Source organism: Mycobacterium hainanense, from assembly GCF_041890355.1.
GTDB classification, from domain to species: Bacteria; Actinomycetota; Actinomycetes; order Mycobacteriales; family Mycobacteriaceae; genus Mycobacterium; species Mycobacterium hainanense.
The window spans coordinates 5,392,113-5,412,699 of the sequence record NZ_CP169059.1 but is presented as its reverse complement, the minus strand read 5'-3'; the positions used below and the strand labels follow the sequence as shown (position 1 = coordinate 5,412,699).

18 protein-coding genes are annotated in these 20,587 nt (G+C 69.5%); 6 read left to right on the top strand and 12 right to left on the bottom strand.

The genetic code is table 11. The features are described from left to right. Positions 1-20: 20 nt before the first annotated feature. The 3 genes from ACEL92_RS25515 to ACEL92_RS25505 all read right to left on the bottom strand — a co-directional run bounded on the left by ACEL92_RS25515 (position 21) and on the right by ACEL92_RS25505 (position 4,763). A complete protein-coding gene (locus ACEL92_RS25515) occupies positions 21-4,226 on the bottom strand; it encodes an alpha-(1->3)-arabinofuranosyltransferase family protein (protein WP_374023341.1) in 4,206 nt (1,401 codons plus the stop codon). 85 nt (positions 4,227-4,311) lie between these two features. Then, the gene (locus ACEL92_RS25510; protein ID WP_065443914.1) at positions 4,312-4,485 is read right to left on the bottom strand and encodes a DUF2613 domain-containing protein; all 174 of its coding nucleotides are present in this window, start codon (positions 4,483-4,485) and stop codon (positions 4,312-4,314) included. A gap of 77 nt (positions 4,486-4,562) precedes the next feature. Next, positions 4,563-4,763, bottom strand: a complete 201-nt coding sequence (locus ACEL92_RS25505) for a DUF2613 family protein (RefSeq protein WP_374023340.1) — start codon at positions 4,761-4,763, stop codon at positions 4,563-4,565. Positions 4,764-4,894: 131 nt separating this feature from the next. Between ACEL92_RS25505 and ACEL92_RS25500 the strand changes: the two genes are divergently transcribed. The 3 genes from ACEL92_RS25500 to ACEL92_RS25490 all read left to right on the top strand — a co-directional run bounded on the left by ACEL92_RS25500 (position 4,895) and on the right by ACEL92_RS25490 (position 8,024). Continuing rightward, positions 4,895-6,046: a glycoside hydrolase family 3 N-terminal domain-containing protein gene (locus tag ACEL92_RS25500; RefSeq protein ID WP_374023339.1), complete on the top strand. Its 1,152-nt coding sequence runs from the start codon at positions 4,895-4,897 to the stop codon at positions 6,044-6,046. A gap of 63 nt (positions 6,047-6,109) precedes the next feature. Beyond that, positions 6,110-6,760 carry a TetR/AcrR family transcriptional regulator gene (locus tag ACEL92_RS25495; protein WP_374023338.1) on the top strand — a complete coding sequence of 217 codons (651 nt, stop codon included), beginning with the start codon at positions 6,110-6,112 and terminating at the stop codon, positions 6,758-6,760. 16 nt (positions 6,761-6,776) lie between these two features. Then, on the top strand, positions 6,777-8,024 hold the full coding sequence (locus ACEL92_RS25490; RefSeq protein WP_374023337.1) for a chloride channel protein: 1,248 nt from the start codon (positions 6,777-6,779) through the stop codon (positions 8,022-8,024). A gap of 4 nt (positions 8,025-8,028) precedes the next feature. On the opposite strand, the gene ACEL92_RS25485 is transcribed toward ACEL92_RS25490, so the two are convergent. After that, positions 8,029-8,877 (bottom strand): MaoC/PaaZ C-terminal domain-containing protein, encoded by an 849-nt coding sequence (locus tag ACEL92_RS25485; protein ID WP_374023336.1) that lies wholly within the window; start codon positions 8,875-8,877, stop codon positions 8,029-8,031. A gap of 19 nt (positions 8,878-8,896) precedes the next feature. Continuing rightward, entirely contained in the window at positions 8,897-10,261 is a 1,365-nt protein-coding gene (locus tag ACEL92_RS25480) for a 3-oxoacyl-ACP reductase (RefSeq protein WP_374023335.1), read from the bottom strand. A gap of 160 nt (positions 10,262-10,421) precedes the next feature. Between ACEL92_RS25480 and ACEL92_RS25475 the strand changes: the two genes are divergently transcribed. Then, positions 10,422-11,759 carry an acetyl-CoA C-acetyltransferase gene (locus tag ACEL92_RS25475; protein WP_073877597.1) on the top strand — a complete coding sequence of 446 codons (1,338 nt, stop codon included), beginning with the start codon at positions 10,422-10,424 and terminating at the stop codon, positions 11,757-11,759. 289 nt (positions 11,760-12,048) lie between these two features. Here ACEL92_RS25475 and ACEL92_RS25470 read toward each other — a convergent pair whose 3' ends face one another. Beyond that, positions 12,049-13,884: an acyl-CoA dehydrogenase gene (locus ACEL92_RS25470; protein ID WP_374023334.1), complete on the bottom strand. Its 1,836-nt coding sequence runs from the start codon at positions 13,882-13,884 to the stop codon at positions 12,049-12,051. Positions 13,885-14,085: 201 nt separating this feature from the next. On the opposite strand from ACEL92_RS25470, the gene ACEL92_RS25465 reads away from it, so the two are divergent. Both ACEL92_RS25465 and ACEL92_RS25460 read left to right on the top strand, forming a co-directional pair. Further along, positions 14,086-15,111, top strand: coding sequence for an isopenicillin N synthase family dioxygenase (locus tag ACEL92_RS25465; protein WP_374023333.1), 1,026 nt, complete (start codon positions 14,086-14,088; stop codon positions 15,109-15,111). Positions 15,112-15,117: 6 nt separating this feature from the next. Beyond that, the gene (locus ACEL92_RS25460; RefSeq protein WP_374023332.1) at positions 15,118-15,606 is read left to right on the top strand and encodes a flavin reductase family protein; all 489 of its coding nucleotides are present in this window, start codon (positions 15,118-15,120) and stop codon (positions 15,604-15,606) included. 2 nt (positions 15,607-15,608) lie between these two features. Here ACEL92_RS25460 and ACEL92_RS25455 read toward each other — a convergent pair whose 3' ends face one another. The 6 genes from ACEL92_RS25455 to ACEL92_RS25430 all read right to left on the bottom strand — a co-directional run bounded on the left by ACEL92_RS25455 (position 15,609) and on the right by ACEL92_RS25430 (position 20,462). Beyond that, a complete protein-coding gene (locus ACEL92_RS25455; RefSeq protein ID WP_167374072.1) occupies positions 15,609-15,764 on the bottom strand; it encodes a hypothetical protein in 156 nt (51 codons plus the stop codon). Positions 15,765-15,837: 73 nt separating this feature from the next. Next, a complete protein-coding gene (locus ACEL92_RS25450; protein ID WP_374023331.1) occupies positions 15,838-16,584 on the bottom strand; it encodes a succinate dehydrogenase/fumarate reductase iron-sulfur subunit in 747 nt (248 codons plus the stop codon). Continuing rightward, on the bottom strand, positions 16,584-18,500 hold the full coding sequence (locus tag ACEL92_RS25445; RefSeq protein WP_374023330.1) for a fumarate reductase/succinate dehydrogenase flavoprotein subunit: 1,917 nt from the start codon (positions 18,498-18,500) through the stop codon (positions 16,584-16,586). The genes ACEL92_RS25450 and ACEL92_RS25445 overlap by 1 nt, the downstream gene beginning before the upstream one ends. Positions 18,501-18,546: 46 nt before the next feature. Further along, positions 18,547-19,374 carry a hypothetical protein gene (locus ACEL92_RS25440; protein ID WP_374023329.1) on the bottom strand — a complete coding sequence of 276 codons (828 nt, stop codon included), beginning with the start codon at positions 19,372-19,374 and terminating at the stop codon, positions 18,547-18,549. Between the two features lie 88 nt (positions 19,375-19,462). Then, positions 19,463-19,759 (bottom strand): hypothetical protein, encoded by a 297-nt coding sequence (locus ACEL92_RS25435; protein WP_374023328.1) that lies wholly within the window; start codon positions 19,757-19,759, stop codon positions 19,463-19,465. A 262-nt stretch (positions 19,760-20,021) separates the two neighbouring features. Next, a complete protein-coding gene (locus ACEL92_RS25430; protein WP_374023327.1) occupies positions 20,022-20,462 on the bottom strand; it encodes an Hsp20/alpha crystallin family protein in 441 nt (146 codons plus the stop codon). Positions 20,463-20,587: the final 125 nt, after the last annotated feature.

The following is a 20,587-nucleotide window of genomic DNA, read 5'->3' as shown; positions in this document are numbered from 1 at the left end:
CTAGCCAATGCCCGCGGCGGCTATTCGTCGCGCGACGCCCGCGCCCGATCGGGCAGCGTAACCGCGGACGCGGCGAGCGCCGCGAGCGAAATCAGAGCCAGCAACTGGACATTCGCGGAATGGCCGGCGTAGCCGTCCACCGATCGCCAGGGATGCCGGGAGAGCACCGCCCCGGCCAGGATCAGGCCGCCCGCGCTGAGCACCATCGCGGCGCCGTCCAAGCGCCGGCGGTGCAGCGCGTATCGCAGCCCCAAGGCCGCACCGACCACGGCAACGCCCGCCGCTCCGGCGATCACCGCTGCGGCGGCCACCACCGCGACCGTCGCCAACGCCCCCGGGTTCCACGGCTGGGCGGGCGCATCGCCGGTCCGCCTGCTCCGCGTCCGCCACAGCGCCAGCATGGCCAACAGCGGTAGCAAGGCCAGCCCCACCGCCAACCCGGCGCGGTACGGCGCGTTGGACGGGAAGGTCAGCGTGATGGTGCCGGGATTCCCTGGGGGGACCACCCAGCCCTGCTGCCAGCCGTTGACCGCCACCGGGGTCAGCCGAGTCCCGCTGCTGGTACGCGCGACCCACCCGGGGTTGACGCTTTCGGGGACGACCAGCACCCGCGAAGTGGACGACGGCGGCGCCTGCACCTCGCGCCGGTCCGGCCCCCAGGCCCGCCACACCGGAACCGCGACCGCGGCGGGCGGGGTCGGGGCGGGCGCCCCGGAGGTCAGCTCGGCGCCGTCGACGACGAACTGAGCGCCCGGGCTGATCAGCAACTCCTGCTGGCCCGCCGGCAGCGCGACCGGGTCGGGGTCGCACGCGCGCGCGGCGATGGGCTGGTCGTCGAGCAGCGCACGGACGGTGGTGCGGATCGACGTGTGCACGAACCGGCCCGCGACCGCGATGACCGGGCCGTGCTCGCAGTCGACCGTGATCTCGCGCCCGCGGTTGCGGGCCGCATCGGCGGGCGCGATCGGGCTGCCGTCGGCGCCTAGCGCCGCCACCTCGGCCAGCCCCGGCGGCTTGAGCTGGTCGAAGCCCAGCGCGTTGCGGTCGATCACGTCGTCCCAATTCAGCAGGCTCACGGTGACGCTGTCGGTCACCCGCGGATTCAGCGAAAGGGTCTGCGGTTCGCCCGCTTTCAACGAGCGCACCTGCGGGCCGTCGCCCAGGTTGACCGCCACCATCGTCGGGTGGGCGGGCAGCGCGGACCGGCTGGGCACCAGCCGCAGCCCGGTGACCTCGGTTGGCCGCGGCAGGGTCAGCGTCAGCGTGGGCGGGGACTTGTGCTGCACCACCCGCTGCGGCGCCGTCCACGCGGTGGCCGGGTCGCCGTCGGTCGCCGCATACGTCGAGCCGAGGACGTCGACCATGTCGGAGTCGCCGCGCGCCCGCGTGGTTCCCGGCTCGGCGATCAGGTCGGCCAGCTTGGGTCCCTGGCGTGGCCGCACCCACACCAACGGCGTCACCGACATCGGCGCTGGAACGGTCAGCGTGCGGCTGAGGTTGACCGGTTCCTCGGGCGCCAGGGCCATCGACGGCGCGCAGCGCACGCCATCGGGCGCCGTGGCGCATCCCGGCCTGCCGAGCAGCTCCGAACCGAGGTCCCAGCCGGTGAGCGCGGACCCGGCCGGCGGCCCGGGGACCCGCACCGTGTGCCGCAGCTCGACCGGGTGGGCGAATCCCGACGCGTCGTATTGGGTGATCGAAAGGTCGGTGATGCCGAACTGCACGCCCGGCGAGCCGTCGTCGGTGCCCGCGGCGGTGATCCGAACCCAGGGGGTCTCGCCGTAGGGCAGGGCGGAGGCGAGCGGCTTGCCGGGCTCGTCGAACCGCAGGGTGGTGCTGCCGGTCGCGGTCTCGACCAGGATGCGGCGCACTTGGGCGCCGACGGCGGTGGCGCTGGGCGTCAGGGTGAGCGCCGCGTTGGTCACCGGGTGGTCGAAATCGACCTGTAGCCACTGGCCGACGGCGGCCTGCAGCGAGTTGGACACCCAGGCGGTCGCCGGGTCGCCGTCGATGGCGGCGGCGGGCGCGGTCGCCGGGGCGACGTCGGGCATCGCCGTGGAGTCCGACGACGAGCTCGACACCGTGATCCGGCCCCCGGTCCACGCACCGACGGCCGGATCGGCGCCGGGGACGGGATAGTCGGGCACCCGGTTGTAGGTATGCCGCGCGTCGCCCGGGGCCCGGACGGCCGACGAATGCTGGTCCACCCGGCCGTAATCGGTCTCGCGAGCGACGGGGGTATCGGTGACGGTCAACGAGGGCGTCGGGATATTGGCGGCGCGCGCGTCGGCGGACATCAGCACCGGACCCAACGGCGGCTGGCCCTGCAGCCGGCGCCGCTCGTCGAGGCGCAACAGCACCTCCGGCCCGCCCTCGACTCGGGGCATCCGGTCGACGTCGGCGAAGTAGGGGGCGCCCGAACCGCCGGTGACCCGGTACACCTCGACGGCCGGATAGCGGGGCCGCAGGCCGCTGTCGGCGACGAAGCCCGCGAGGGTGCCGGGACCCACCGGCTCACCGAACTGCGCCACCTTCTGCAGGCCCGGGGACCCGTCGACGGCGCGGTGCACCAGGATGGGGCGCGCCGAGCGCGACGTGTCCGGATCCAAATCGTTGCGCACCACCACGTACGAAATGCCTTGGCGTGCAAGGGCATCCGCGAGTCCCACCGAGGGGCGTCCGGCGGCGAAGAGGCGCTGCACCGAATCCAGCGCCCGGATGGTTTGCGGCGGCGTCAGCGGGATGGAGTCGCGAACGCCCCACGGGCTGCCGCCGAGCACCTGCAGCGGCTCGTCGTGGCTGGTGCCCCACACCTGCGTGGCGAACGGCGCCCCGGGGGCCACCAGCACCCGGCCGGGCGCCGGGGTGCCCGTGTTGTGCCGGTCGAGCCAGTCGGCGGTCTCCTGCCAATACCGGGGTATCGCGCTGAAGGTGCCGGGTGGGGTCAGCCGGCCGGTCCACGCCAGGGAGGTGCTCACCAACAGCGCCGTCAGCACCACGATCGCGACGGACACCCGGCGGTCGCGCTCGGGGTGGGCGAACGCGCGTAGCCAACCCCCGGCGGGAACCCGGCCGGGGAGCGGGACGCGGCCCAGCACCTGCGTGACGCCCAGCACGATCGGGATGCGCACCACCGACCCCAGCTTGTGCACGTTGCGTAGCGGCGCCCCGCCGGCGTCCAGGAACATTTGCACCGCGTGCGCGACCGGCGAGCCGAGCCCGCCGCTGTAGCCGGCGGCCATCAACACCACGCCGACCAACAACATCGTCACCAATCGCCCGCGGGCCGGCATCGCCGCACTTGCCAGCCCCGCCAGCCCGGCCGCCGCGACCAGGCAGGTGGCCAGGACGGCCGCCGACCCGGTCACCAGCGGCGCGCCGGCGGTCGCGGTCGGCGCCACGTACGGGGTCCAGCTGTCGGTGCCGCGCAGGATTTCGGTGAGCGAGGACCATTGCGTGGTGACGCCGGAGGATTCGATGAAGTCCAGGAAGGGCGGGCTGATGGCGCGCAGCATCACCAGCGCGACCACCCACCACAGCATCGCCAGGGCGAGCGCCAGCAACCACCACCCGGTGTAGCGCCACCACAACCGGTTGGGCCGGTGGCACGCCCACCAGATCACTGCCGGCAGGCAGCCGGCCAGCGTGGCGATCGCGTTGACCGCCCCCATCAACGCGACGGCCAGACCGGCCTGGGCGGCCAGCGCCCGGACCGACCGGTTGCCCGACGCCCGCAGTGCCAGGATCGTCGGCAGCAACACCCACGGCGCCAGCATCATCGGCAGGGTCTCCGACGAGATGGACCCCAGGGTTGTCAGCACCCGCGGCGACAGCGCGAACGCGGCGGCGCCGATCACCCGCGATGCCGGACTGCCGACGCCCAGCGCCTCGGCCACCCGCAACAGCCCCCAGAAGCCGACGGTGAGGAGCAACGCCCACCACAGCCGCTGGGTGACCCACCCGGGCACCGAGAGCAAGTGGCCGATCGCGAAGAAGGTGCCGTGCGGGAACAGGTAGCCGTAGGCCTGGTTCTGCGCTTGCCCGAACGGCAGCTCGCTGTTCCACAGGTTGGTGGCCCGGGCCAAGAAGCGCAGGGGGTTGGCGGTGAGGTCCAGTTTGGTATCGGGGGAGACCCGGCCCGGGGATTGGGCGAAGGTCAACAGCAGTGCGACCACCCCGACCAGCCACAGCCACCGGCGCGAGACGTGAGCGGCCGGCGAGCCCAAGGCCGGCGTGGCGGCCCTCGCGGTGGCCGGGCTAGCTAACGGCGGCGACCCGCTGCGCCCGGCGTCGCCCCGCTTGCGATCGCCGCTAGCTACGGTTGCCGTACTCGACCCGGTTGAGCACTGACGACTGCGGATCGCCCCCGGGGAGTGGCGGTTTCGTGTCCTGCTGCACCATCAACGTGATCCCGAAGATCGCTGCCGCGCCAAGCAACAGACCCACCACCACGCTCGCGGCGGCGGGCGCAATGATCCGGTTCATCGACGGCTCCTTAACAGCATCTTTTCAAACGTGGCGGCGGCCTAGCGCCAACCTAGCAGAACCCCGCTCAGCGCTCGTCAGGGCAGACAGTGGCCATGGAAGCAGCGGTCGCCGTATTGCACCAAATGGGGTTCGAGCGGGTTCGGCGCGGCCGGACGGACCCGTACCGCGGTCACGCCGTGGTCGGCGACGGCCGGCGTGACGCCGAGGGTGGTGGCGACCCCGACCGTCAGGCCCACCGCGATGCTGGCGGCAGCCGCCAAGGGGAAACCGGTCATCGCTGGCTCCTTGATCTCGCCCCCCGCTAGCCCAGCTAGCACCTGTCCACGAATGCCCGCGCGGCCGAACAAGAAAACCTCGCCGCTCCCCAGACCCGGAGGCCGGGACGCCGCCGTGCAAACATGACCCGATGTCATTCTCGCGCACCATGACCGTCGTCGGGGCTGTGCTCGCCGCCGTGTCGGCTCTGGTGGCGGGCTGCGCTCACCACGCCGCCCGGCCACCCGGCCCGTCGACCTCGGCCAGCAAGCCGGCGGCCGCGCCCGCGCCGCCGGCCTGCGGTGACCTCACCACGCTGCCGGTCCGCGACAAGCTGGCGCAGCTGCTGATGGTGGGGGTGAAGAACGCCGACGACGCCCGCTCGGTGGTCAACGGCTACCACGTCGGCGGCATCTTCATCGGAAGCTGGACGGACCTGTCGATCTTCAAGGGCCCGCTCGCCGACATCGCGGCGAAGGCCGGACCGCTCCCGCTGGCCGTGAGCGTCGACGAGGAGGGCGGCCGGGTCTCGCGGCTGCGGTCGCTGATCGGCTCGGCGCCGTCACCTCGGCAACTGGCCCAGACCCAGACGCCCGCCCAGGTCCACGACTTGGCCGCCGATCGCGGCAAGAAGATGCGCGACCTGGGCATCACCATCGACTTCGCCCCCGTCGTCGATGTCACCGACGCCACCGACGGCGTCATCGGGGACCGCTCGTTCGGCGGCGATCCCAACACCGTCACCGCCTACGCCGGGGCGTACGCGCAAGGCCTGCGCGACGCGGGGCTGCTGCCGGTGCTCAAGCACTTTCCCGGCCACGGGCGCGGCTCCGGGGACTCGCACACCGGCGGCGTGGTCACCCCGCCGCTGAGCGACCTGCAGGGCGTCGACCTGGTGCCCTACCGGACGCTGGTCGCGGCCGCCCCGGTGGCGGTGATGCTGGGCCACCTGCAGGTGCCCGGGCTCACCGGTGATGACCCGGCGAGCCTGAGTCCCGCGGCGGTGCGGCTGTTGCGCGACGGTGTCGGCTACGGCGCGCCGCCGTTCAACGGGCCGGTGTTCACCGACGACCTGTCCAGCATGGGCGCCATCTCCGACCGGTACGGCGTCGCCGAGGCCGTGCTGCGCACGCTGCAGGCCGGCGCCGACGTCGCGCTCTGGGTCACCACCGACGAGGTGCCGGCGGTCCTGGACCGGCTGGAGAAGGCGGTGGCCGCCGGCGAACTGCCCGGGCAGCGGGTCGACGAGGCGCTGGGGCGGGTCGCGACCATGAAGGGCCGCAGCCCGGCCTGTGGCCACTAAGGCTGTGCGGCCACCGCGGCGTGCTTACCCTGGAGTCAGATAGACGGTCTAGAGAGGCAAGCGATGGCGGGTGGCACCAAGCGGTTACCGCGCGCTGTCCGCGAGCAACAAATGCTCGACGCCGCCGTGCAGATGTTTTCGGTCAACGGCTATCACGAGACCTCGATGGACGCGATCGCCGCCGCGGCGCAGATCTCCAAGCCGATGCTGTACCTGTACTACGGCTCCAAAGAGGACCTGTTCGGCGCCTGCCTGAACCGGGAGATGGGCCGGTTCATCGACGCCGTGCGCGCCGACATCGACTTCACGCAGAGCCCGAAAGACTTGCTGCGCAACACGATCGTGGCGTTCATGCGCTATATCGACGCCAACCGGGCGTCGTGGATCGTGATGTACACCCAGGCCACCAGCTCCCAGGCCTTCGCGCACATCGTGCGCGAGGGGCGTGAACAGATCATCGACCTGGTCGCGGGGCTGGTGCGGGCCGGCAGCCGCACCCCGCGGACCGAGCGCGAACACGAGATGATGGCCGTGGCGCTGGTGGGGGCGGGCGAGGCGACGGCCAACCAGCTCAGCACCGGCGACATCGACGCCGACGAGGCGGCCGAACTGATGATCAACCTGTTCTGGCACGGCCTGCGGGGCGCACCGGAGGAGCGGGAGGCCGCCGCCGCGTTGCCGAAGAAGGGCGGAACCGGCGCCGTCAAGCGCTAACCCCTACATTCGTGATGTGGCTCGACCGCCCGCCCGCAACGTCGACTTCTTCTGCGCCGTGGTCATCGTCGGGCTTTTGGCCGGCGCGGCCGGATTGGCGACGACGTTCGTGCTGCGCTTCGTACAGCACGTTACGTACAACTACTCCTTCGGCGCGCTGCTCGCCGGGGTCGCGGCCAGCAGCCCGGTGCGCCGCGCGGTCGGACCGATGATCGGCGGCGCACTCGCGGGCATCGGGTGGTGGCTGTTGCGGAGCCGGACGGATGTGCCGCCCCTGGCCGAAACCATCTCGAGCCGCACGCGGATACCGCGGCTGCCCTGGAGTCTGGATGCCATGCTGCAGGTGCTGCTCGTGGGATCGGGGGCGTCGCTGGGCCGGGAAGGGGCCCCGCGCCAATTCGCCGCGGCCCTCGGTGATTTCGGGACCGGCTGGCTCCGGCGGCTGTCCCCGCGCGACCGCGAGGTGCTGCTGGCCTGCGCGGCCGGCGCCGGGCTGGGCGCGGTGTACGCCGTTCCGCTGGCGGGCGCGCTGTTCTCGGTGCGGATCCTGCTCAACACCTGGCAGCCGCGGGCGGTGGGCGCGGCGTTCATCTCCTCCAGCCTGGCGGTCGCCGTGGGTTCGGCCATCACCCGCGACGAGCCCAATCTAAAGTGGCCGATCGGGGAGTCGACCTACCTGCTGACCGCCCACGGGCTGCTGCTGGCGCCGGTCGCGCTGGCGGTGGGGCTGGCGTTCAACCGATTGATGGCGGCGGCCCGGCCGGCCAAGCCGATGCGGAACTGGGTGCTGGTCCCCGCGCTCGCGGGTGCCGGGCTGGTGATGGGCATCTGCTCGCACTGGTGGCCTGAACTGCCCGGCAACGGCCGAAGCATCCTGACGGTCAGCCTGGCCAGCGGCATGACGCTGGTGTCGGCGCTCGCGATCCTCGCGTTGAAACCCCTGCTGACCGCGCTGTTCCTGCGCGCCGGTGGGGCCGGCGGGATGCTGACGCCGTCACTGGCCACCGGCGCGGCCGCCGGGGCGGCGCTGATGCTCGGGATCAACTGGGCCGTCGGGACGCACCTGCACGTGCCGGCGGTGTCGCTGGCCGGCGCCGCCGGCGTGCTCGCGGTGACGCAGGGCTCACCGATCTGGGCGGCGATCTTCGTCTGGGAACTCGCCCGGCCGCCGCTGTGGCTGTTCCTGGTGTTCCTGCTCACGGCGACGGGAGCCCACGGGCTGAAAGTCCTTGCCAAGGGCCGCGGCCCGACACATTCCGGCTAGTGCTTCAGTGCTGAAGCGCCCGAACCGTGCCGGTCAGGTAGGGGTAGCCCTTGGCGATGTTGCGCAGCGAGATGTCCCAGCCGTCATGGGTTTCGTCGACATAGAGTCCCGCGGTGGCCGGCAGTACCAGCGGCTTGCCGAACCGCACGGAGTACTTCACCGCCTCCGGCAGCCGCGCCTCGATGTTGGCCAAGACCGCCGCGGCGCTGAACATTCCGTGCGCGATGACGGTGGGGAAGCCGAACAGCTTGGCCGCGATCGGGTTGGTGTGAATCGGGTTGTGGTCGCCGCCGACCACGGCGTAGCGCCGGATCAGGCCGGGGCTGACGCGCACGACGGTGCTGGGCGGCGGCAACTTGGGCTGCTTCTGCGGCGGCGGCTTGGGCTCGTCGGACAAGCTGGTGCGTTGCTGGTGCAAAAAGGTCGTCACCTGATGCCACGCGGTGTCGTTGCCGACGTTCACGTCGGTCACCAGGTCGACCAGCAGGCCCTTGCGGTGCTCACGCAGGTTCTCCGCGTGCACCTGCACACCGACGGTGTCGGTGACCGCGATCGGCCGGTACTGCGTGATGTGGTTCTCCATGTGCACCGAACCCATTGCGGCGAAAGGAAAGTCGAACCCGGTCACCAGTGACATCATCGTGGGAAACGTCAACGCGAACGGATAGGTCAGCGGCACGTTGTTGCCGTAGCGCAGGCCGGTGACCGCCGCGTACTCGGCCACGTTCGCCTGGTCGATGGGCAATTCCTCGATGGTCACCGTGCGCGTGGGCAGCTCGTTTCCGCGGGACACCAGCGGCAGCGCCCCGGCCGCCGCGCGCAGCATGTTCTTCAATCCGCTTGGCTGGTTCATCGCGTTCTCCTCGTCGCAGCTATGCGCCCAGCATCGCCTGGCCGCAGACGCGAATGACGTTGCCCGTCACCGCGTTCGAGGCCGGGCTGGCGAAGTAGGCGATGGCCTCGGCGACGTCGACGGGCTGGCCGCCCTGCAGCAGCGAATTCATCCTCCGGCCCACCTCGCGGGTCGCCAGCGGGATCGCGGCCGTCATCTGGGTCTCGATGAAACCCGGCGCGACGGCGTTGATCGTGATGCCCCTGGCGTACAGCTCCGGCGCCAGCGCCTGGGTGAGGCCGATCATCCCGGCCTTGGTGGTGGCGTAGTTGGTCTGCCCGCGGTTGCCCGCGATGCCGGCCATCGAGGACAGCCCGACGATCCGGCCCCCTTCACCGATGGTGCCGTTGCCCACCAACCCCTCGGTAAGCCGAAGCGGGGCGAGGAGATTGACCGCCAGCACGGCGTCCCAGCGGGCGTCGTCCATGTTGGCCAGCAACTTGTCCCGGGTGATGCCGGCGTTGTTGACCAGCACGTCGGCGTGCCCGCCGTGGTGCTCTTGCAGGTGCTCAGTGATCTTGTCCACGGCGTCGTCCGCGGTGACGTCGAGCCACAAGGCGGTACCCCCGACCCGGCTCGCCGTCTCGGCGAGCGTCTCGGCGGCCGATTCGACGTCGATGGCGACGACGCGGGCGCCGTCGCGGGCGAACACCTCTGCGATCGTCGCGCCGATGCCGCGGGCCGCGCCGGTCACGATGGCGACTTTGCCGTCCAGCGGCCGCTCCCAGTCTGCAGGCGGCGTGGAGTCGGCCTCGCCGACGTAGAACACCTGGCCGTCGACGTAGGCCGACTTGGCGGACAGGATGAACCGCATGGTCGATTCCAGGCCCGTCGCGGCGGGTTTGGCGTCGGGCGACACATACACCAGCGCCACGGTCGCGCCGTTGCGCAGCTCCTTGCCCAGCGAGCGGGTGAACCCCTCCAGGGCGCGCTGCGCGATCCGCTCGTGCGGGCTGGCGGCGGCGTCGGGCGTGGTGCCGACGACCGCGACGCGCGCGGAGTGGCCCAGGTTGCGCAGCAGCGGCGTGAAGAACTCGTACAGCCCGCGGAGCCCCTCCGGCGTGGTGATGCCGGTGGCGTCGAACACCAGGCCGCCGAACTGGTCGGCCCAGCGCCCGCCGAGGTTGTTGCCGACCAGGTCGTAGTCCTTGTCCAGCGCGGCGCGCAGCGGCTCGACGATTCGCCCCTCACCGCCGATCAGCAGCGCGCCGGCCAGGGGCGGATCGCCGGGCCGGTAGCGGCGCAGCGTCTCGGGCTGCGGAACCCCGAGCTGCTTGGCGAGAAACGATCCAGGACCGGAGTTGACAATCTGAGAAAACAGATCGGACGAGACCTTGGGAGCCACCGGAGCTACCTTCCATGTGCTTGCGAAGTCGGGTGTGCCTACAGCACAACCGTATCGGGGACGAACTTACTTCAGAGTAAGAACAGTGGGTAGTATGGCCCCAGACGGGCATACCAAAACCGATAGACGGCAGATACACGGCAGATACACGGAGAAGACAGTGGCCCCTGCAAGTTCCGAGGCAAGCAACCAGCGCAGTTCGCAGCGGCGACCCGTCGCCGTGCTGGGCGGCAACCGCATTCCGTTCGCCCGGTCCGACGGCGCCTACGCCGAGGCGTCGAATCAGGACATGTTCACCGCCGCTCTGGGTGGACTGGTGGACCGTTTCGGCCTGGCCGGCGAGCGGCTGGGCGTGGTCGTCGGCGGTGCCGTGCTCAAGCACAGCCGTGACTTCAACCTCACCCGCGAGTGCGTGCTGGGCTCCGAGCTGTCGTCGTACACGCCCGCGTTCGACCTGCAGCAGGCGTGCGGCACCGGGCTGCAGGCGGCCATCGCCGCGGCCGACGGCATCGCGTCCGGGCGCTACGACGTCGCCGCCGCCGGCGGGGTGGACACCACCTCGGACCCGCCGATCGCCCTGGGCGACAACCTGCGCCGCACGCTGCTCAAGTTGCGCCGGTCCAAGTCCAACGTCCAGCGGCTGAGGCTGGTGGGCACGCTGCCCGCGAACCTGGGCATCCAGATCCCGGTCAACAGCGAGCCGCGCACCGGGCTGTCCATGGGCGAGCACCAGGCGATCACCGCCAAGCAGATGGGCATCAAGCGCGTCGACCAGGACGAGCTGGCCGCGGCCAGCCACCGCAACATGGCCGCCGCCTACGATCGCGGCTTTTTCGACGACCTCGTCACCCCCTTCCTCGGGCTGTACCGCGACGACAACCTGCGCCCGGACTCGTCGGCGGAGAAGCTGGCGAAGCTCAAGCCGGTGTTCGGCGTGAAGTCCGGGGACGCGACGATGACGGCCGGCAATTCCACCCCGCTCACCGACGGCGCCTCCGTCGCGCTGCTGGCCTCCGAGGAGTGGGCCTCCGCCCACTCGCTGACGCCGCTGGCCTTCCTGGTGGACGCGGAAACCGCGGCGGTGGACTACGTCAACGGCCGCGACGGCCTGCTGATGGCACCCACCTACGCGGTGCCGCGGCTGTTGGCCCGTAACGGCCTGAGCCTGCAGGACTTCGACTTCTACGAGATCCACGAAGCCTTCGCCTCGGTGGTGCTGGCGCACCTGCAGGCGTGGGAGTCGGAGGACTACTGCAAGGAGCGGCTGGGCCTCGACGCGGCGCTCGGCTCGATCGACCGGTCCAAACTCAATGTCAACGGGTCGTCGCTGGCGGCCGGGCACCCGTTCGCCGCCACCGGCGGGCGGATTCTGGCCCAGGCGGCCAAGCAGCTGGCCCAGAAGAAGGCGGAGCAGAAGGGTGGCGGCAAGCCGCTGCGTGCGCTGGTCTCCATCTGCGCCGCCGGTGGCCAGGGCGTGGCCGCGATCCTCGAGGCCTGACCGCGTCGCCGGGCGGGCGGATTCATGAGATCGGTCACAGCGGGTTAGGAATCGCCGCCCGTCGGGTATCCGAGTGCGCGGATGGCCCCGTGTTGTGGTCTGACCCCCCGACCCCGACGGCAATACGGGGCATCCCTGGAACGGCCGCCGGTCGGCGTGGACGGGCGTACGAGAAGGGCCGCCGCTGGAGTGAGGGGATCCAGCGGCGGCCTTTTTTGTGTGCCGCCTGCCGCCTGCGCCCAATCAAAAGCCCCGCTCCCATGCGGAAGCGGGGCTTTTGATCTGCCTGTCAGAAGGCGGCTTCGTCGAGCTCCATGATGTCGTTGTCCAGCGTCTCAATCACCTCACGGGTGCCGGCCAGCAGCGGCAGGAAGTTCTTCGCGAAGAACGACGCCACCGCGACCTTGCCCTCATAGAAGGACCGCTCCTCGCCGCTGGCGCCGGCGTCCAGCGCCTGCACGGCCACCGCGGCCTGACGCTGCAGCAACCAGCCGATGACCAGGTCGCCGACGCTCATCAGGAACCGCACGGAACCCAGGCCCACCTTGTAGAGGCTGGTCACGTCTTCCTGCGCCGCCATCAGGTAACCGGTCAGCGTGGCCGCCATCGCCTGGACGTCGGCCAGGGCCTTCGCCAGCAGCTCGCGCTCGGACTTCAGCCGGCCGTTGCCGGACTCGCTGTCCACGAACTTCTGGATCTCACCCGACACGTGGGCCAGCGCCACACCCTTGTCGCGGACGATCTTGCGGAAGAAGAAGTCCTGCGCCTGGATGGCCGTGGTGCCCTCGTAGAGGGAGTCGATCTTGGCGTCCCGGATGTACTGCTCGATCGGGTAGTCCTGCAGGAAGCCGGACCCACCGAAGGTCTGCAGGCTCTCGGTCAGCTTGGCGTAGGCCTGCTCGGAACCCACGCCCTTTACCACCGGCAGCATCAGGTCGTTGACCTTCACGGCCAGCTCGGCGTCGACGCCGTGCACCGCCTCGGCGACCGCCGCGTCCTGGTAGGTCGCGGTGTAGAGGTACAGCGCACGCAGACCCTCGGCGTAGGCCTTCTGGGTCATCAGCGACCGGCGCACGTCGGGGTGGTGCGTGATGGTCACCCGGGGGGCGGTCTTGTCGGTCATCTGCGTCATGTCGGCGCCCTGCACGCGCGACTTGGCGTACTCCAGCGCGTTCAGGTAACCGGTCGACAGGGTGGCGATGGCCTTGGTGCCGACCATCATGCGGGCCTGCTCGATGACCTCGAACATCTGCGCGATGCCGTTGTGCACCTCCCCGACCAGCCAGCCCTTGGCGGGCACGTCATGCTGGCCGAAGGACAGCTCACAGGTGGCCGAAACCTTCAGGCCCATCTTGTGCTCGACGTTGGTCACGAAGACGCCGTTGCGCTCACCCAGCTCGCCGGTCTCGAAGTCGAACAGGAACTTGGGCACGAAGAACAGCGACAGGCCCTTGGTGCCCGGACCCGCGCCCTCGGGGCGGGCCAGCACCAGGTGGAAGATGTTCTCGAACAGGTCGTCGGAGTCGGCCGAGGTGATGAACCGCTTCACGCCCTCGATGTGCCACGAGCCGTCGTCCTGCTTGATCGCCTTGGTCCGGCCCGCGCCGACGTCGGAACCGGCGTCCGGCTCGGTCAGCACCATGGTGGAGCCCCATCCGCGCTCGGCGCAGATCACGGCCCACTTCTTCTGCTCTTCGGTGCCGAGGTGGTAGAGGATGTTGGCGAACCCCGCGCCACCGCCGTACATCCACACGGCGGGGTTGGCGCCGAGCAGGTGCTCGTGCAGCGCCCATACCAGGGCCCGGGGCATCGGCATGCCGCCCAGGACCTCGTCGATGCCGACCTTGTCCCAGCCGGCCTCGGTGACGGCGCGCACCGACTTCTTGAAGGACTCCGGCAGCGTCACCGAGTGGGTCTTCGGGTCGAAGACCGGCGGGTTGCGGTCACCCTCGACGAACGACTCGGCGACGGGTCCCTCGGCCAGCCGGCTGATCTCTGACAACATTTCGTGCGCGGTGTCGACGTCCAGATCGCTGTAGTCGCCGGCGCCCAAAGCCTTCTCAACGCCCAAAACCTCGAACAGGTTGAACACCTGGTCACGGACGTTGCTCTTGTAGTGGCTCACTACGGTTCCTCCTCGTTGAGAATGCCACTTGTGGTTGGGTACTACTTCTAAGTTACCCACCAGTAACACCGCTAAAATATCGCTCTCGGACAGTTCAACGCAAGTCAATGTGAGCTAGATTTCATCATCTAATTAACCAACCGGTTGGGAACCCCGCGGGGGGCCTCTGACCTGCAGTGATAAGGAAACGGATTTCAAACTATGGCGTGCATCACCACCCTGCCCGTGGTCGATCTGCGCACGTCGGGGGCCGAATTACGGCGGGGGCTGCGCGAGGCCGCGCATGAGGTGGGCTTCTTCTACCTGACCGGCCACGGCGTGGCCGAGGAGCTCTCCCGCACGGTGCTGGCGGCGGCGCGCAGGCTGTTCGGACTGACCGATGCCGAGAAGGATGCGGTCGCCATGGTCCGCAGCCCGCACTTCCGCGGCTACACGCGGCTGGGCGGCGAGCTGACCCGCGGCCGGGTGGACTGGCGGGAGCAGATCGACATCGGGCCGGAACGCGCGTCGGTCGGGGGACCCGGCAAGCCCGACTACCTGTGGCTGCAGGGACCCAACCAGTGGCCGGCCGCAATGCCCGAGCTGCCCGGGATCATCGCCGACTGGGACGACGCGCTGTCCGGGGTGGCCCGCACCCTGCTCCGGCACTGGGCGGCAAGCCTGGGCAGCCCGCCCGACGTATTCGACCCCGCCTTCGCCGAGACGCCGGCCACCCTGATCAAGATCGTGCGCTACCCGCGCAGCGCGGCCTCGTCGCAGGGCGTGGGCCCGCACAAGGACTCCGGCGTGCTGACGCTGCTGCTGGCCGAGCCGGGAAGCCGCGGGCTGCAGGTCCGGCGTCCGGACACCCAGGAGTGGATCGACGTGCCGCCCAGGGACGGCGCCTTCGTCGTCAACATCGGTGAGCTGCTGGAGGTGGCGACGGGGGGCTACCTGCGGGCCACGGAGCACCGGGTGACCCTGGACGGGCAGGCGACGGACCGGATCTCGGTGCGCTACTTCTTCAACCCGCGCCTGGACGCGCGGATCCCCGTGCTGACGCTGCCCCCCGAACTGCGGGCGCGCGCCGTCCGCGTGCCCGATCCGGCGGATCCAATCTTCGCCGTCTACGGCCGCAACGCCTGGAAGAGCAGGTTGCGCGCGCACCCCGATGTGGCTTCGGCGCACGGATATTCGGCAGGTAGGGTCGAGAACGAGAATCCCGTTCTCGGCTCAAGGGGCGAATGAATTCCGGTGAACTCGAACAAGCATCTGACACCGTCCACACTCCGCGAGGCCTTCGGCCACTTCCCCTCGGGGGTGGTGGCCATCGCCGCCGAAGTCCAGGGCACGCGGGAAGGCCTGGCGGCCAGCACCTTCGTCCCTGTCTCCCTGGATCCGCCGCTCGTGTCGTTCTGCGTGCAGAACACGTCGACGACGTGGCCCAAGCTCAAAGACCTGCCCATGCTGGGCATCAGCGTGCTCGGCGAGGCGCACGACGAGGCCGCGCGCACGCTGGCCGCCAAGACCGGGGACCGGTTCGCGGGCCTGGAGACCGAGTCCCGCGAGAGCGGCGCGGTGTTCATCAAGGGCACCGGCCTGTGGCTGGAGAGCGCCATCGAGCAGCTGATCCCGGCCGGGGATCACACGATCGTGGTGCTCCGGGTGCATGAAGTCACCATCGACGCCGACGTGGCGCCGATCGTGTTCCATCGCAGTGTGTTTCGGCGCCTCGGCGCCTGAGACTACGGGCGGCGGCTGAGTTCGGCCCGGAAGCCCGCTATCCGCTGTTCGATCTCGGCGGCGTCGTCGTGGCGGCCCTCCTTGCGCGCAAGGTCGGCGCGGACCGACAACTCCCGGATCGCGGTTCGAATTTCGTTGACGCTGGTAGTTTCTCGCATATCTCCCACGCTGCCTCTTCGGAGTTTGGGTCGATATGCGGGTACCCGGCGTCCCGGGCGGGCTAACGCCTGGTCACCGCCGGAACAGCTTGTTGCCCAACCACACCACCGGGTCGTACTTGCGGTCGGCGACCCGCTCTTTCATCGGGATCAGCGCGTTGTCGGTGATCTTGATGTTCTCCGGGCAGACCTCGGTGCAGCACTTGGTGATGTTGCAATAGCCCAGGCCGTGTTGCTCCTGCGCCTGGTCGCGCCGGTCCATCGTGTCTAGCGGGTGCATCTCGAGTTCGGCGATCCGCATCAGGAAGCGCGGTCCGGCGAACGCCTTCTTGTTCTCCTCGTGGTCGCGGACGACGTGGCACACGTTCTGGCACAGGAAGCACTCGATGCACTTACGGAACTCCTGCGAGCGCTGCACGTCTTCCTGCGCCATCCGGTACTCGCCCGGCTGCAGATCCTTCGGCGGCGCGAAGGCGGGGATCTCGCGCGCCTTCTCGTAGTTGAAGGAGACGTCGGTGACCAGGTCGCGGATCACCGGGAACGTCCGCAGCGGCGTCACGGTCACCACCTCGTCCTCGGCGAACGTGGACATCCGGGTCATGCACAACAATCGCGGCACCCCGTTGATCTCCGCCGAGCAGGAACCGCACTTGCCCGCCTTGCAATTCCACCGCACAGCGAGGTCGGGCGTCTGGGTCTGCTGCAGGCGATGGATGATGTCGAGCACCACCTCGCCCTCGTTGACCTCCACCGTGAAGTCCTGCAGCGCACCGTCGGCATCGTCACCGCGCCACACGCGCATGGTCGCGTTGTAGGTCATTAGCCTCTCCGTCCTGGATGCTCGGCCAACTCATCGTCGGTGTAGTACTTCTCCAGCTCGGAGATCTCGAAGAGCTCCAGCAGATCGGGTCGCATCGGCACCTGGTCCTTGCGGGTGACGCTGATGTCCGGGATCACCTCGTCGCCACCGGCGGCCTGGCAGACCAGCAGCACCTTGCGCCACCCCGAATCCATCGACGGATGGTCGTCGCGGGTGTGGCCGCCGCGGCTTTCGGTGCGCTCCAGCGCCGCCTTGGCGACGCACTCGCTGACCAGCAGCATGTTGCGCAGGTCGATGGCCAGGTTCCAGCCCGGGTTGTACCGGCGTCCGCCGTCCACGTGCAGGTTCTTGAACCGCTCGCGCAGCTTGTCCAGCCGGGCCAGCGCCTCGGAGACCTCGTCCGCCTTGCGGATGATGCCCACCAGGTCGTTCATCGACTGCTGCAGCTCGAGCTGCAGCGTGTAGGGGTTCTCCGCCGGGGCGCCGTTGGCCGGGGCCTCGAAGGGCGACAGCGCCCGCTGCGCCGCGGTCTCGACGGCCTCGGCCGAGATCGTCGGACGGCTGCTCAGCGCCCGCACGTAGTCGGCCGCGCCCAGGCCGGCGCGCCGCCCGAAGACCAGCAGGTCCGACAGCGAGTTGCCGCCCAGCCGGTTGGAGCCGTGCATGCCGCCGGAGCACTCGCCCGCGGCGAACAGACCCGGGACGGTGGCCGCGCCGGTGTCGGCGTCCACCTCGACGCCGCCCATCACGTAGTGGCAGGTCGGGCCGACTTCCATCGGCTCCTTGGTGATGTCGACGCCGGCCAGCTCCTTGAACTGGTGGTACATCGACGGCAGGCGCCGCTTGATCTCCTCGGGCGTCAAACGGGACGCGATGTCGAGGAACACGCCGCCGTGCGGGCTGCCGCGGCCGGCCTTGACCTCCGAGTTGATCGCGCGCGCGACCTCATCGCGGGGCAGCAGGTCGGGGGTGCGGCGGGCCGAGTCGTTGTCCTTGAGCCACTGGTCGGCCTCTTGTTCGGTCTCGGCGTACTGGCCTTTGAACACCGGCGGGATGTAGTCGAACATGAACCGCTTGCCCTCGGAGTTCTTCAGGACCCCGCCGTCGCCGCGGACACCTTCGGTGACGAGGATCCCCTTCACGCTGGGCGGCCACACCATGCCCGTCGGGTGGAACTGGACGAACTCCATGTTGATCAGCGACGCGCCCGCCCGAAGCGCCAGCGCGTGCCCGTCACCGGTGTACTCCCACGAGTTCGAGGTGACCTTGAACGACTTGCCGATGCCGCCGGTGGCCAGCACCACCGCGGGCGCCTCGAACAGGACGAACTGGCCCGTCTCGCGCCAGTAGCCGAACGCGCCGGCGATCGCGTCACCGTCCTTGATCAGTTCGGTGATGGTGCACTCGGCGAACACCCTGATGCGCGCCTCATAGTCGCCGAGCTCGGCGAAGTCCTCCTGCTGCAGCGAGACGATCTTCTGCTGCATGGTGCGGATGAGCTCGAGGCCGGTGCGGTCACCGACGTGCGCCAGGCGCGGATAGGTGTGCCCGCCGAAGTTGCGCTGGCTGATCTTGCCGTCCTTGAGGCGATCGAACAGCGCCCCATAGGTTTCCAGCTCCCAGACGCGGTCCGGCGCCTCCTTGGCGTGCAGCTCGGCCATCCGCCAGTTGTTGAGGAACTTGCCCCCGCGCATGGTGTCGCCGAAGTGGGTCCTCCAGTTGTCTTTGGGGTTGGTGTTGCCCATCGACGCCGCGCAGCCGCCCTCGGCCATCACCGTGTGGGCCTTGCCGAACAGCGACTTGCACACCACCGCGACCTTGAGGCCGCGTTCCCGCGCCTCGATGACCGCACGCAGCCCCGCGCCGCCGGCGCCGATGACGACTACGTCGTAGGCATGCCGCTCGACCTCAACCATGAAAACCCTCGCTAGCTAAGTCCGGAATTGTTGTTCGAATGGCTTCTCAGCCAACAAATCTCAGGTCGCCGATGGTGTTGCTGGCCACAAGCGCGATGTAGAAGTCGGTGAGCATCAGGGTGCCCAGCGTGACCCAGGCGTACAGCTTGTGCCGGGTGTTGATCTTGCTGACCTGGGTCCAGATCCAATACCGCACAGGGTGCTTGGAGAAGTGCTTGAGCCGTCCGCCGGTGACGTGCCGGCAGGAATGGCAGGACAGTGTGTAGACCCACAGCATGACGACGTTGCCGACCATGATCAGGTTGCCCAGGCCGAACCCGAAGCCGTGCGGGCCGGAGTCGGAGTGGAAACCGATGATCGCGTCGTAGGTGTTGATCACCGAGATGATGCCGGCGATGTAGAAGAAGTACCGGTGGGTGTTCTGCACGATCAGCGGGAACTTCGTCTCGCCCGTGTAGTGGACGCGTGGCTCGGCCACCGCGCAGGCGCTGGGCGACTGCCACACCGTGCGGTAGTAGGCGCCGCGGTAGTAATAGCAGGTGAGCCGGAACAGCAGCAGGAACGGCAGCGTCAACGCCGCGTACGGCAGCCACCACACGTCCGGGAGGATCTGTGGCCAGAAGTCGCCGGCCTCGCCGCAGGCCTTGCTCACGCAGGGTGAGTAGAACGGCGTCAGGTAGTGGTACTTGGGGACGAAGAAGTAATCCTGCTGGAACGCGCGCACGGTCGCGTAGATGAGGAACGCGGCGAAGCCCAGGTCGATCCGCAGCGGCGACATCCACCACCGGTCGGTGCGTAGGGTGCGTTGTGGGATGCGGGCGCGCGCGGGTGAAAAGACACCGGACGCAGGACGGTTCGCCGTGGGTGCGCTCATCTAGTGTTCCTCTTCGAACGGGCTGTTGGTCGAAGGGTACACAGACAGCACCCCCTCATTTCCGGGGGGCTTGGATTGTTCGGGGTTGTCAGGACCTGTTGTGACCCCCGACACCCTCATCGTCGACATCGCGCCAGAAGTCGCTGTCGTACTGGGTGTCGGGAATGACGACCTTCTCGCCGGACTGCTGCACGGTGGCGCGCGCCAAGTCCAATTCGGACAGGTCGGTGTCGAGCAGTTCGACGTCGGACAGGATCCGGTCGGCGTCGATCACGATCCGCCGCATCGCCGGGCTGTCGCCGTAGCGGCTCTTCAACGAGCCGACGCACTTCCGCAGGCCGCCGATGAGGTCGTGAAGTTCGGCGAGTTCAGTCGTGGTGCTCAACGGATCTCCTCGGGCAGGCGGGTGTTACGGATCACAGTACGCTTTCCAAATACTATCCACGGCGCAGCCCGGGTGTCAGGCGGAACGCTTCGGGCGAGCGAGGACCAAACACCTCACGAGCGGTCGGGCCCTCGCTGAGCGCGTCCCGCCGGCGCCCGCCCTGCATTGAATTGCTGGCCCGCCGGCCATGATCCGGCCGAAGCCGCTGCGCCACAGTCGAATCCGGCGACGCCGATGGCGCCGCCGGATCGCTGTGTGTCTCTTACTTGGTGATCTCGATGCGCTGCGCCTGGTTTCCGGCGTACGCGCCGGCCACCCGCACGGTCAGCACGCCGGCGTCGTACGAGGCGGTGATGGCGTCCCCGGTGACGTGGGCCGGCAGCTGGAAGGAGCGACGGAAGGAGCCGTACCGGACCTCCCGCAGGGTGCGCCCGTCCTGCTCCTCGGCGTGCTCGTCGCGGCGTTCGCCACGGATCACGAGGCGGCCGCGGTCGACCTCGACATTGACGTCCTTCTCGACGTCGACACCGGGGAGTTCAACCCGTACGACCGCGTCGTCGCCGTCCTTGACGATCTCGGCGGCGGGGTGAAAACCGCTGGTGGCGGGCTTGTACCAGTCCGCAGCTGCGGCCGGGCCGAAGAAGTCGCGCAACCACCGGTCGGTGTTCCAGGCCGGTCGCGACCACAATGCGACGTTACTCATGGCAATCTCCTTGTGCTTCCTTGAGCTTTGTTGTGGATCTGCTGTGTCCGGCGCCCTTCCGGCCGGCTATAGACACAAACATGAGTCGACCACGCTAAAGTTCCACCTAGGCGTTCGCCGTGGGC